General features: G+C 48.1%; 10 protein-coding genes. 7 read left to right on the top strand and 3 right to left on the bottom strand.

Going from position 1 to position 13,878, the window contains the following annotated elements; translation table 11 throughout:
* Nucleotides 1-14: 14 nt before the first annotated feature.
* Nucleotides 15-1,139: a serine hydrolase domain-containing protein gene (locus tag FPG75_RS09020; protein ID WP_143306458.1), complete on the bottom strand. Its 1,125-nt coding sequence runs from the start codon at nucleotides 1,137-1,139 to the stop codon at nucleotides 15-17.
* Nucleotides 1,140-1,348: 209 nt separating this feature from the next.
* Here FPG75_RS09020 and FPG75_RS09015 point away from each other — a divergent pair, with 209 nt between their 5' ends.
* From FPG75_RS09015 to FPG75_RS08985, 7 genes are all read left to right on the top strand, one after another.
* Complete coding sequence (locus FPG75_RS09015) at nucleotides 1,349-2,374, top strand: lysylphosphatidylglycerol synthase transmembrane domain-containing protein (protein ID WP_143306457.1); 1,026 nt, start codon at nucleotides 1,349-1,351, stop codon at nucleotides 2,372-2,374.
* A 161-nt stretch (nucleotides 2,375-2,535) separates the two neighbouring features.
* Nucleotides 2,536-2,973 carry a hypothetical protein gene (locus tag FPG75_RS09010; protein ID WP_143306456.1) on the top strand — a complete coding sequence of 146 codons (438 nt, stop codon included), beginning with the start codon at nucleotides 2,536-2,538 and terminating at the stop codon, nucleotides 2,971-2,973.
* A 136-nt stretch (nucleotides 2,974-3,109) separates the two neighbouring features.
* Nucleotides 3,110-4,015: an EndoS/ChiA family endoglycosidase gene (locus tag FPG75_RS09005; protein ID WP_143306455.1), complete on the top strand. Its 906-nt coding sequence runs from the start codon at nucleotides 3,110-3,112 to the stop codon at nucleotides 4,013-4,015.
* A gap of 121 nt (nucleotides 4,016-4,136) precedes the next feature.
* Nucleotides 4,137-4,748, top strand: a complete 612-nt coding sequence (locus FPG75_RS09000) for an RNA polymerase sigma factor (RefSeq protein WP_161596735.1) — start codon at nucleotides 4,137-4,139, stop codon at nucleotides 4,746-4,748.
* Nucleotides 4,749-4,804: 56 nt separating this feature from the next.
* Nucleotides 4,805-5,956, top strand: a complete 1,152-nt coding sequence (locus tag FPG75_RS08995) for a FecR family protein (protein ID WP_143306453.1) — start codon at nucleotides 4,805-4,807, stop codon at nucleotides 5,954-5,956.
* Between the two features lie 184 nt (nucleotides 5,957-6,140).
* The gene (locus FPG75_RS08990) at nucleotides 6,141-9,416 is read left to right on the top strand and encodes a SusC/RagA family TonB-linked outer membrane protein (protein ID WP_143306452.1); all 3,276 of its coding nucleotides are present in this window, start codon (nucleotides 6,141-6,143) and stop codon (nucleotides 9,414-9,416) included.
* A 10-nt stretch (nucleotides 9,417-9,426) separates the two neighbouring features.
* Nucleotides 9,427-11,139 (top strand): RagB/SusD family nutrient uptake outer membrane protein, encoded by a 1,713-nt coding sequence (locus FPG75_RS08985; protein ID WP_143306451.1) that lies wholly within the window; start codon nucleotides 9,427-9,429, stop codon nucleotides 11,137-11,139.
* A gap of 64 nt (nucleotides 11,140-11,203) precedes the next feature.
* Here FPG75_RS08985 and FPG75_RS08980 read toward each other — a convergent pair whose 3' ends face one another.
* Nucleotides 11,204-13,372: a peptidase domain-containing ABC transporter gene (locus FPG75_RS08980; protein WP_201747916.1), complete on the bottom strand. Its 2,169-nt coding sequence runs from the start codon at nucleotides 13,370-13,372 to the stop codon at nucleotides 11,204-11,206.
* Nucleotide 13,373: 1 nt separating this feature from the next.
* The gene (locus FPG75_RS08975) at nucleotides 13,374-13,877 is read right to left on the bottom strand and encodes a TlpA family protein disulfide reductase (RefSeq protein WP_143306450.1); all 504 of its coding nucleotides are present in this window, start codon (nucleotides 13,875-13,877) and stop codon (nucleotides 13,374-13,376) included.
* Between the last annotated feature and the right edge of the window lies 1 nt (nucleotide 13,878).

Raw genomic sequence — 13,878 nt, 5'->3', positions numbered from 1 at the left:
TGCGACGCTTTATGTTAGTTACTCTTTATTCCAGACACACCATCTGTAAACAAAGGCAGCAGCGTATCGAATAATTCTCCGGCCTCACTGTTATTCACAAGAAAAACAAATCCGGATCTTTTTTCATTGTAGATAACAAAATATGCGGTGTAGTCGCCATTGTTCCCGCTATGCATATATCTTACGCCATAGGGTGTATGTTTGATGGCAAGCCCAAGCCCCCACGCTTCTCCGGTGTCTTTTATCATGGCCGTATCCGTTAGATATACGCCAGGCTTCAACATTTCCCGGAAAGAACTTTTCTTCAGCCCCCTTTTTTCCAGCAAGGCTATGATGAAGTTTGCGTAATCCAGCGCGCTGGTGCGCAAGCCGCCTGCTGCACTGAAGGCTTCAAATTTTTTCAACTCGCCGGGAGTATTAATACTATCATGCTCAAGCCGGTATCCGGTGGCGCGGTGCTGTCGCACATAATCATTCCAGGAAAAATAGGCGTGCTTCATTCCCAGCGGCGCACAAACTTCGCGGTATACAATATCACCAAGGTCTGTAACGCTGGTATGCAATAAGTGCGCGATCACATCTACCAGGTATTGATATGCCTCCCCCGAATAGGAGAAAGTCTTTCCCGGCTTGAATTTGAGATAAAGCATGCCTTTTTTGATATGCAGGGAAGAGTCTGCCAGATCGTATTCACGCCAATTGGGCATACCTGTAGTATGCTCCAGCACCATCCTGGCGGTGATAAGCTTGTATCTTTCATCATAAGCAAGATCAGGGTTGGGAAGATAGGTATACAAAGGGGTATCCAGCGCAATCACTCCTTTTTCCGCCATTTTGAGAATAAAGAAGGCAAAAACAGTTTTGCTCATAGAGGCTGCCTCAAACAAGCTCTCGTCGTCCGTTTTTTTTGCTGAAGCGATATCTGCATAACCTAGTGCACGGTGGTACACTATTTTGCTGTTATTGATAAAAGCAATGGATAATCCCGGTATATGAAAAGAGTCCATTGCTTTTTTCAGAAACCGGTCCATTGCTTCATCCGGAATGCTCTTTCCATTGAGGGCCTTTATTTGTGCGGTGGCAATTGTTACATGGAAGGTCAGCAGTGCTAGGCTGCCAATAACGGATAAGTATCGCATGTGGGTTATTTTCGTTGATGATTAGTTGGATGAAAATAGAAAAAATGTAATGAATAGAGATTTATTCTAATTGCTAGATAATAACATACTTTTTACGGCACCGCATTTGCGGGACAACAATTCATGTTTCCAGCAAATCTGGCGGCACAGGAACCCTGCCGTACCAATAGGCACGGCCTTTGGAGGCTGCATCATGAGCAATTCAAATAATGACTTCCTCAAAAGAAAAAATAAAACCGGCTTACTGGGTATGGTCCCTTGTATTCCTTGTTTTCGCAGTGGTGCTGATCGTCCATTATTTCCCTGATATCAAAAAAGAAGTACTGCTCCTCGGAAAAGTGAATGGTTATTGGCTCGCCATGGCCATCTGCTCACAACTGCTGACCTATCTCTTCGCCGCATTGGTGTACCGCCTGCTAATGAAATCATTTCCATTACAACGGTACCCTCCGCTATGGGAAATGATGAAGGCCAGCCTTATATCCCTGTTCTTTAACCAGGCCGTGCCAAGCGGCGGCATCAGCGGCAATACTTTTATCTTCAGGTTCCTGAAAAGATTTAAAATGCATGCAGCAGACCGCATCTCGCTGATCGCGATAGAGCTGGTATGCTATTATTGCGCACTGGAAATACTGATCATCTCCTCACTCTTCATCTGCATCTTTGTTTACAAAACACCACAACTGTTCAAAGGCGTTTTGACTGGCGGCATCCTGATCTTCTTGCTGCTGGGCGCTTTGATCATATTTGCCAGCAGGAAAAAATTTATCGTTCACCTGTTTAAGAAAATCAAACAGATAAAATTTATCGGCAAGCACCTGTCGTTCGACTTCCCCAAAAGCGGCGGACGGGAATTTACTTTCCTGAAAACACATCGCCGCAAAGTAATGGTGAGCGTGCTGTTTCAGCTGTTGATGGTGACTGCCGACAGTTTTACCGTGTATGCATTGTTCCGCGGAACGGGCATCAGCGCTGCTCCTTTCGTGGTGATACTGGCATTTATCAGCACCCGCATCATTTCCATCCTGCCCGTTTCACCCGGATCGCTTGTTTTGTATGAAAGCAGTATGGTGTTCTTTTTTGTTCACCTGGGCATGCCCGCAGGCGCCTCTGTTGTTGTTACACTGCTCTACCGGCTATTGTCTTTTTGGTTGCCCATGCCAATAGGATTTGTATTATATAGAAGAGAGATGAGAAGAACTCATCGTAATACAAAGCTGTCTCCCACTAAGTAAACCACTCCATTATCCGGCGCGCGCTATGCCCGACAAAGAAAAACATGTGCGTCGTTCTTTGAAAGAAGAAAAATAGTATCTTCATATCTCTGCCTGAAACAATCCCCGTTTTTGCCCCCGGAATCCATCATGCTATTCTTTTACCCTTTAAATGTTATCTTATGAATCCTCAGGAAAAAAGCACGCCCGGCGCGTCTGCTACCGCGGCATTTAATGACCCCGATTGTGTCATCAACATTGTAGCAGCAGGATCTGTTCAAAACTATCAAAGCCCCAACTCCCAGCAGCAGCAGGATGCAGAGAAAGCAATTGCACAGCTGACATTTTTTGACATCTGGCGCCTGCCGCCCTTCCGGATCGACGTAGGGACCGTCCGGCTTGAAGTAATAGCCGCCATTGCCGGAGGAGGCCGCACCTGGCAGATCGACATAAACGGCGTTGAACGCATGACAACCATCGCCAGCGCAGATATCCAGGGCAACCTGGCCACCGCTTCGTCAGATGCCAGAAGAGCCTATGTAGAAAAAATGGCCCGGCAAGCACTGCTGACCAGCCTGTTCTCCGCACAAAAACAGGACGCGATCGGTCCCTGCAAGTAACTCAGTTTCGCTAAATACTCCGAAAGGCTTGTGAGCAGCTGCTTACAAGCCTTTTTTATTTTAAAGGTGTCCATTTTTTCTACTCGTCCGTCTTTTAGTTTGGCATCCTATATTTTATCACCCTAAATCATCTGTTATGAAAAAAGTATTACCGCTGTTAGCCGCGTTAGCCCTTTTCTCCTGCAAAAAACAGGACCCATTGATAAGCACGCCCCCCTCCCATTCCACTGCCAGCACCGAATTACTCGCTGGTCCACCCTACAAAGTCGCCTATTATGCCTTCGACAATGGCGGCCCGCGCCTGATCGACTTTGCCCGCGAAGCCACTGTAGTCGTGCTCTTCGAGGCGCATGAATGGCGCTTCGTTGACAGTACTAAATATACCGGCAATGATATCATCTTCGGCAACCAGTATTACAAAAGTTATGGCGCCGTGATGTATGATGTACGGATACTGCAAAGCAGGGGCGTGAAAGTATTGATGAATGTAGACGATAACGCCGGATGGAGCACCAACAAGCCTTTCACAACGTACAACGGCGTCGTGCTGAATAATACCCAGTTCATCTCGCAAACAAAAAGGTACGTACTGGATTCCCTGAAACTGGACGGCATTGCCCTGGACATTGAGCACGGTGCTACCAACAATGCCAGCTATCGCGCTCTTCTGAAGGGGCTGGGCGCATATTTCGGGCCGCTGTCTAACAAGCCTGCTACATTATACACTGCGGCCATCTATTCCGGAGCGCCTGAAGGCGGCGCCATCGGCAAGGATACCAGCGTGGCAAAGTATGTCAACTTTGTAGAGGACATGGGCTACTGGGGCGACTATGTATCCCGTTTCACACAATGGTCGAACTACATAGGCGTATCCAAAGTGATGGTGGGCGTTTCAGCAGAAAGCCAGTTCAAAAATCTCGCGAACGATACGGCCGCCGCGAAATGGCAACCAGCCAGCGGAAAAAAGGCAGGTATCATGGTATATGCCGCTAATCTCGATTCCAACTATACGAATACGGTATTCCGCGCCTTGTCTAAATAATAACACCTTGAAAATACAAAGCCCGGGCGGAGATGATCTGGCCGGGCTTTGTATTTTCAAAAAAATGTCCGCTCTATTGAAAGGACTTTTTATTTTTGATTGGTCAGTACCTGGAAATCTTTTGAATAACGAGCGCTTAAATACAGAACAGGAATTATTACAGCTGGTGGCAGAAGGCGACCAGCAAGCATTTCAGCAATTGTTCAACATTCACTGGAAGCAGATTTTCGGCGCCTGCCTCTATCTGACGAAATCTCCCGAACTGGCCAAAGACCTGAGCCAGGATATCTTTCTCAAAGTATGGGACAACAGGTATAAGCTGGGAGAAGTGAAGAACTTCACCGCTTATCTCTTCACGATCGCCCGCAATATGGTAAGAGACGATCTCAGGGCCAAGGTATTCCGCGAATCCAACAAAGAGTTCCTGCTGCATTATTTCTCGGGACAGCCAAGCTCACCGCAGGAGATGCTGGAACACAAACAACTGAACAACCGTTTGATGAGCGCCATCAACAGCCTCCCCCCGAAACTGCAACAGGTATTTACCCTCGCGCATCTCGAAGGGCTAAGCCATAAAGAGATCGGCGAGCGACTGGACATCTCTCCCCTGTCTTCCAAAACCTATATGGTGCGCGCCCTCCTCCTGCTCCGGAAAGCGCTGATGAATGAACCCAGCTACCGGCTTATCATGACGCTTTTGTATCTCTGCTATTTTTTTGTTCATTTTTTTTAAAAAAGATGTTTTCCTTTTCTCTACTCATCCGTCTATAACAATAAACAGCTTGGTAAATGAATGCCCGGGAGAAAAATGAGTTCCTGCAATTATTACGGAAATATAGAGATGGCACATTGGATGCGCATGACATTCCGCTGCTTTATCAATACATCGGGCAAGCGCGCCATGCTGATGTGATGGATGAATGGCTGGATGAAACTTTTAACGATCCAGCTTATGCCAGCGCGGCCAATGATTATGATCCCGCAATCGTATTTGCGGAAATGCAGGAACACATGCAAGCCCGCAAGCGGGCCTTCCCCTTCTGGAAAAGCCTTGCTGCGGCATCGGTGGCGCTGCTGATCGCGATAACGGCTTATGTTATCTTACGGCCGGCACGCGCGCCCCAGCCCACGGTCTTCGATGCGCCGCCAGGAAAAAATGGCGCCATACTAACGCTAGCCAATGGCCGCCAGGTACAGCTGGATAGCATGGATGCCGCCCTGCCCACACGCCAGGGACAAGCCACCCTGCAAAAAACAAGCGGCCAACTCAGCTACCAGCAACAAGGCGATCTTGTTACGGAAGCAACTGTTTATAATACGGTATCAACGCCAAGAGGCCGGCAATTCAAACTGGCGCTGGCCGACGGCACGCAGGTATGGCTGAACGCAGGCAGCAAGATCCGCTTCCCTACCGGCTTCACAACGAAAGAACGCAAAGTGGAACTGAGTGGCGAAGCCTATTTTGAAGTAGCGCAAAATCCGGCAGCTCCTTTTATCGTACAACTTCACGGCAGCAAGATCACTGTGCTGGGCACACATTTCAATATCGCCGACTATGAAGATGAAAACAATACCAATACCACGTTATTAACCGGCGCCGTAAAACTGCAAACCGGCAACCAGGCAGTAGTGCTGAGCCCCGGAACACAGGCCACTATCGACAAAAGCTCGGGAACGCTATCAACCAAAACAGTAGATACTGAACCAGTCATCGCATGGACAAAAGATAAGCTGATATTAAGCAACGAGGATTTCGCGGGATTAATGCGCAGCATTTCCAGGTGGTACGACGTAGATATTGTCTATGCCGGAAAAGTGCCAGCACTGCGGATCGGCGGCTCCCTGCACCGCAATGTTAACCTGTCTGTCGTGCTCGGGTTCCTGGAAGAGAACGGCGTCCATTACCAGGCCAGCGGAAAAACAGTGACGATATTCCCGTAAACACGTTATTCAAAAAAAGTAAATACAGACCAGTTATGAAAAGATAATGCTACCAGGCAGACAAGCCTTAACAGAAAGGACCCTGACGGCTATCAGAGTCCTTTGCAAGCAGGTTTGTCAGCTAATTCAACCAGATTCTAGTAAAGACGACTGTTTAACTTTCAAAACCCAATTCAACAAAAGTATGCAACTTCATGCGTATGGCAAAGCTATTGCCAGCAAATTCCACGTCATCACCCGGCTCTTTCCCACTGCAAAACTTACCGTTGTACTGCTGCTCGCAGGAGCGCTTCACGTATGTGCGGCAGGGTATTCCCAGGGCGTCACCATCGTAGCCCGGAACGTTACACTGGAAAAGATCTTCAGGCAGATCGAGGCGCAAACAGGCTTCTCCTTTCTATGGAATGAATCGCTGGTGGATAAATCTACCAGGGTAAGCGTAGAAATACATGAGGCCAGCCTCAACAGCGCGCTGGATCAATGTCTCAAAGGATTGCCGCTCACATTCGAGATCCGCGACAAAGTTATCTTCATCAAACCTGCGCGCAACAACATTGCCGCAGATACCACGCAGCCGCCAGGCATATTGCGTGGAAGGGTGACGGATGAAACCGGGCTGCCACTCGGCGGCGCAACGATCACCGTGAAAGGAACCACCAAAGGTACGGTCACCAATGAAAAAGGAGAATTTGCCTTGCCGCGCAACGCTGGCGCTTTCACCATCATCGTCAGTTTCATCGGGTATACAGAAAGGTCGATAACGGTCGGGAACCGCCAGTACATTGATATAGCGCTGCCGCCATCCAGTCTAAGCCTGGGGAGCGTTAATGTCGTCAGCGTTGGTTATGGTACCCTGAATAAAAAAGAAGTACCCAGCGCCATCACGCATATCACGGCCAAAGACCTGCTTTCTGTTGGCGGCAATGGCGCATTGATGTCTTTACAAGGCAAGGTGGCCGGTCTCACGGTTTCCAATACAGCTGCCGCAGATCCTAACTCCACGCCGGTGATACAGCTCCGCGGCGTATCCTCCCGCAATGCCGGACTGGGGCCACTCTACGTGATCAACGGCGTTCCGGGCGGTAATATCGATAACCTGAATCAGAACGATATAGAATCCATCGATGTACTCAAAGGCGGCGCCGCTTCTGCCATCTACGGCACGCGTGGCAGCAACGGCGTTATTGTGATCACCACCAAAAGAGGCACGGCCGAATCACGCCTCTTCTATGATGGTTACCTCGGCCTCGACTTTATCACCAACAAGCTGCATGTACTGAGCCGGGAACAATTCCTGGAACATAAGCGTGGCGTAGATTTCGGCGGGAATACGGATTGGCTGAAAACCGTCAGCCGCGATCCTGCCATCTCCCAAAAACATACCCTGCAATTCTCCGGCGGCTCCGAACGTACAAACTATATGGCTTCTGCCGATTACCGGAAAGCCAACGGGATCGACTACCGTTCTTCCAAAGAAGAATATGGCGCAAGGCTGAACCTCAATCACAACGCGGCAAACGGCCTCTATAACGTAACGCTGAACGTAGCGCCACGTATGGCCAAAACCAATCTCGCCGATTATTCCGCCTTCAATTATGCGCTGACACTCAATCCTACGCTTTCTCCTTTTGACAGCACAGGAAGATATGCCTATATCAAAACAGGCTTCTTTGCCAACAATCCGCTGGAAGCCGCGAAAACAGTGCTCTCGCAACAAGAGATCAAATACCTTGATATCAATGGATCCTTTAAAGCCAATCTGTTCAAAGGATTCAATACCATCCTCACAGTAGGCCAGGTAAATTCAGTTTTTCACAACATGAATTTCACGCCCAGCACCAACACCAATGTATCCGTCAGCAATGGTGGAACCGGCCGTAACAGCGGCTCGCAGGAATATAGCGAGAATGATCAGAAGACCTTCGAATGGATCGGCAACTACGGGATCAATACCGGCAAACACGCCATCAAACTGCTCGCCGGGTACTCCTATCAGCAATTTGTGTATTCAAGATTGAAAGCTTCCAATGAAAATTTTCCTTCTGATGTACTCACCTACAACAATCTCGGCTCCGGCCTCTGGAACCTGGAGAAAGGACAGAACGGGGTAGAATCAGAAAAGAACAGCTCCAGACTGATCGCTTTTTTCGGCAGGATAAATTATGAGTTTGATCAGAAGTATTATCTGTCTGCCAGCATCAGAAGAGAAGGCTCTTCCAAGTTCGGGCGTAACAACAAGTGGGGCAACTTCCCCGCTGTTGCTGTTGCCTGGCGCATCGCACAGGAAAGATTCCTGCAAGGCATCCCCTGGCTGAATGAACTGAAGTTACGGGCCGACTATGGCGTAACCGGCAACCAGGACTTCGGCAATTACCTGTCGCTCGATACTTACAGCGGATACGGGTATTATCTTTTCAACGGCGTCACCTACCAGGTGTGGGGCCCCAGCCAGAACACCAACTACGACCTGCGTTGGGAGAAAGCGCTCAACTTCAATGCAGGGCTGGACTTTGAAGTATTGAACAGCCGCATCAGCGGTAGTATCAATTATTACATACGTACCAATAAAGACCTGTTGGGATATTATTCCGTATCCAATCCTCCCAATATACAAGGGCAAACCTACGCCAACGTGGGTACGATGAAGAACGCGGGCCTCGAGCTGCAACTGAATGCAGCCGTGGTAAAGCAAAAGGATTTCGATTATCGTCTCTCTTTTGCAGGCGCTACTAACAGCAACAAGTTTGTTTCTTTTTCCAATGATCTCTTCCAGGGGCAAACTTATATCGATGTGGTGGGCATGCCGGCGCCCGGCAGTCCGGGCAACCTGCAACGCTTGCAGGAAGGAAGGCGCATCGGCAGCTTCTATGCCCTGAGATCTGCGGGCGTAGATGCCAACGGCGCCTTGCTCGTCTATAATAAAAAAGGAGAAGTGATCACCGCAGACAAAGCCAATAATGACGACAAACAATTCGTGGGCAACGGGCTGCCGCAATTCACGGCCAGCCTGGGCAACAACTTCAGCTACAAGCACTGGGACCTGGGCATCTTCCTGCGCGGCGCCTTCGGATACAAGGTATTCAACACCGTCGCGTTCTATCTCGGCACGCCCGCCACACAAGCCGATGCCAATGTGCTCACATCTGCGTATAATGGTAGCCGTTATTCAAAGCTCACCAATGCCGGCACGGCATCGGCCCTGTCTGACTACTTCCTCGAGCCTGGCAGCTTCGTGAAGATAGACAATGTGAGCCTGGGATATTCCATGCCGCTGAAATGGAAGTATGTACAACGTTTTCGCATATACGCTACGGCCAGGAACCTGTATACCTTCACCAGGTTCACCGGCGGCGATCCCGACCTGATCCCCGTGAATGGCCTGTATCCGGGCGTGAACAACAGTTTGTCTTATTATCCATCCACCACGCAATTATTATTTGGTCTCCAGGTTAATTTCTAAATGCTCATTCATGAAACACCACATAAATATCCGCTTCATCCTCCTGCTGATACTGCTCGGCAGCAGCTGTACCAAGCTGGATGAACAGTTATACGACAAGATCACATCCGGCAATTTCCTGCAAACAAAAGCCGATGTGGTACGGGATTTCCTCCGCCCCTTTGAACACGCCTACTGGAGCATCCAGGGCGGCGCCACCTTCATGCTGCAGGAAAACAGCACCGATGAACTGATGACGCTGAACCGCCAGGGCGACTGGTACGATGGCGGTCAATACCAACGCGTGCATTATCACACCTGGACGCCGAACGACGGATATACCAGCGATGCCTGGAATGCGCTGTACCAGGGCGTCAACCTGGCTACCAACTCTCTCGAAGACCTGCAAGGCATCAAAGATCCCGGCAGGTTTGATCTTACGCAGGCACAGCTGGACGATTTTATTGCAGAACTGAAAACCCTGCGCGCATGGTTCAATATCCGCCTGCTCGATCTATACCGCAACATCGTGATCGTTACAAAAGTAAAAGGCGAAACCAAAGCGGGGCCGCAGGTAACGCCACAGGAAGCATTTGATTTTATAGAGAAAGAATTGAAGGACGCCATCCCTGCACTTCCAACACGCGATGCGCTCGGCCAGAACGCCATCGGGCGCTGGACGAAAGGCGGCGCTGCCGCCCTGCTCGTAAGATTGTATCTCAACGCAAAGGTATATACCGGCAAAGACCGGTTCGCCGATTGTGCCGCCATGTGTAAAGACCTGATCGATGGCAAATACGGCAGCTATGCCCTGGAACCCAGGTGGGATGCCCCTTTTGACTATAACAACAGTCAATCCCCCGAAACCGTTTTTGGATTTCCCGGCAGCTTCGGTCTCACTCACTGGCAATATGATGGTGGTATGTACTTCTGGATGATGCCCTACCAGGCCACCCGTTATTTCGGCTTCACCGATTTCGGCGAGGCCAATCCCAAGTATGCCTTGCAGCCAGGAAGGGATGTGGACAGCGTCGAGTATGCGTTCACGTTAGGAAAGCCTTTGATAAAATTCTACCACTATCCCGATGATTTCCGTCTTCGTAAATACAAGAATCTCGGCAACAGCACACGGGAAGGCATGTTCCTCTTCGGCTATCTGCCTTATATCAATGCGGCCGGCAATGCGGATACGGTGCGAGGCAACAAAGGCCCCTATCCCTTATTCCTCCGCGACCAGGTGGGCATGTTCCTGAATGCGCCGCCAGGCACAAGGATCACTGATAAGGAGTCCGATATGAATCACGGCGATCATAACTCCGGTATCTTTCCGGTAAAATATCCATACTATCCCAATAATGATCCCAACAAGATCTCTTCCGCCTATGCGGAAATAAGGTTCGCCGAAATCTACTACTCCTATGCGGAATGCAAATACAGAGCAGGAGATAAAGCCGGTGCAGCCGCCTTGTTGAATGCTGTGCGCCAGCGCAATTACCCGGCAGGCTCGCCGAGTTTATACCAGGCTGATGGCAGCCAGCTCAGCGACAATGAAATGCTGGATGAATGGGGAAGAGAGTTCCTGGTGGAAAGCAGAAGGAGAACGGACCTGGTACGGTGGGGCGTTTTCAATACAGGCGCCTGGTGGGATAAAAAGCCGGATGCAGATCAGCACACCGCCATATATCCCATTGGACAGAATGTGCTCAATGCCGCGCCAGGATTGAAACAGAACCCGGGGTATTGATGTTTCTTGCGCCGGCAATTCGGCCCTGCAAACCCTGTCGGGTGTTGCCATCCGGCAGGGTTCTTCAGGAAACCATATCTGTCCAGTAAATACTGTAAAGATTATCTGTCTTCAGCAGCGTATCATGACTACCTGCTGCTGTTATCGTTCCTTTCTCCAATATATATATCCTGTCGCAAAACGCTTTCAACACATGAAGGCGGTGTGTTATAAAAACAATGGCCATCTCCTGCTTCAGCCGTTGCAGCAGGCGAAGCACAAAGCGCTCGTGTTCCCGATCCATGGCGGCAGTGGCTTCGTCGAGTACAAGCAGTTGCGGTTTCCGGTACAAAGCTCTTGCCAGCGCTATCATCTGTTTTTGCCCGCCAGACAAGCTGACGCCTTCCTCACCAATCAATGTCATTACAGATTGCGGCAAACTATCCAGAAAAGGTGCAAAGCCATACTGCTGCAAAAAGAATATCACCTCCTGTGTTTTTGTGACAGCATCTTCAAAAGCAATATTCTCCAGTACTGTTCCATTGAAAAGATGAATACTCTGTGGCACCAGCGCACAAAGACTCCGCCATTTATCAAGTTTGATATCCCCGAATGAATATCTCTCATTGATCATAATAGTTCCATGCTCCGGAAAATAATGTTTCAATAAGACCTGCCCCAAGGTTGACTTGCCGCAACCATTCTCTCCCATTATCGCTATTATTTCGCTCCTGTTTACTTCAAAAGATACACTTTTTAATATCTGGCTTCTGCCGGCAAACCGGAAAGATAATTGTTCAACCTTTAATGATATAAGTTGTTCTATTGCCAATTCAGTTTCCTCATCCTTTTCCGGGCTTATTGATGTAAATTCAAACATGCGATCAAAGGCGATCTTCGCTTCACTCAAGGGGATGCTGATTAATGCAAGATTGGCTATACACGGCAATAGCGTGCCGTACATAGATAAAATTGCTATCAATTCTCCTGTCTTCAGACGATCTGCCAACACCAACTTACTTCCGTAAAATAACACTCCTACGAGAAATAATACGCCAAGGCTGTTAGCCAGGAATGACAGCCGTATCTGTATCTTCCCCAGTTTGAATATCGATTCCTGGTAACGTTGATAAATAGTTTTGTTTACCGATGCAAACATCTGTTGCAGATTATGGTTTTTGATGGGATCAATTCCCTGTAGGGTAGAAATATAGTTGGATTCCGTATTGGCATAATCTACCATTGTCTTTTTTTGCCCTTCCAATATGGGACGGTTATGCAGGTAAACAATAAAATAGAATGTTGGCAATATCACTATACAGAGGACTCCCATTGAAATAGAATAGGAGAATAGAAAACCGGTGGTAACTATCACCACCAGCACATCTATAAGCGTATTGCCGGCGAGTTGGCTGATAACTCGCTGAATACGGGTGGTATCATTCAGCCTCGCCGTAAGCTCGCCAACCTTCCGGGAATCAAAAAAAGGTTTAGGCAAGTGTAGCAACCGCGAATAAAAGATATCAGTGATACGGGTATTAAATCCTTTGGACTGGCTGATAAGAAAATATTGTCTAAAAAAGGCTAATACTTCCTTTGCAATAAGTACAAAAAAGAGGAGCAAAATACCTGGTATTAATTTATCGACCTTCTTCCCAGGAAGGATATCATCTATCAATCGTTGGGAGAAAATAGCCATAGACAACCCCAATACAGCAATACCTACGCCTATACCAGCAGCGATACTTAAAATGGCAATATCATCAGTTAGCAAGTTTCTGATCCACCTCACTTTCTCGCTTCTGATATCTTTCACCTTTCTGAACTTATCATTATCAGGCTCCAATGTTAAACATACTTTTGATCGCCAGATAGCATCGAGTTTTTCAGCAGGCATATAAACCATCCCTGACGACGGGTCACCGATAATAAAGGTATAGCCGCCATCCTTCTCCTTCCTCGTTCCAAAGCATACCACATAATGTTGTAAATGTCCGTCGATTACAACATGCAGGATCACCGGTGCAAGCTGCTCTTTTAAGGCATCCACGCTTGCCACGTAGCTATTGGATATAAAACCACAGTCTTTAGCCGCCTGAAATAGGCCAAGCAGCGTTGTTCCGCTACGTGAAGTTCCACTGTTTCTTCTCAAGGTTTCCATGCTTACGCTCCCACCATAGAAGGTGATAATAGTGGAAAGACAGGCAACCCCGCAATCTGACTGATCCTGCTGTGTTATAATAAATGGTTTCATACTATAGAGGGCTAGAGAACAAAAATTCAGCGGCATGTAACCCATCTACTCTTCTCAGTAATTTTCCATTTCTGTCGAAGATCAGGGATGTTGGAAAATGATGAATACCAAACATACGGGTGAGCGAATTACCAATATCGTAGCGGATTTCCATTCCCTTACCTTCAGCCGCGTTCATACCAGCTTTAAACTTCCTCAACACTTCAATATCTTCATCTGATACAAAGATTACACGATAATTAGCACTTCCCTTTTCATACCTGGATATTTCTCCTATCTGTTTCTGGCAGTCATCACAAGTTGAGTTAAAAATCACCAGGATGGTGCCTTTCGAGGTATCAGCATCAAATGATGCGGGGCTTCCTGAAAGATAACTGAGTTTGATGCTATCATCAAAAAGTGATAATTGGGCCAGCTTTTCCTTCTTATTCGTTTTCAACAATATAGCGGTAATAAGGGAGGCAACCGCCAGAACGATAAGTATACCGATTATAATACGTTTCATT

Origin of the sequence: Chitinophaga vietnamensis, assembly GCF_902167635.1 — a bacterium.
In the GTDB taxonomy this organism is placed as follows: domain Bacteria; phylum Bacteroidota; class Bacteroidia; order Chitinophagales; family Chitinophagaceae; genus Chitinophaga; species Chitinophaga vietnamensis.
This window is presented reverse-complemented; position numbering and strand designations above follow the sequence as displayed.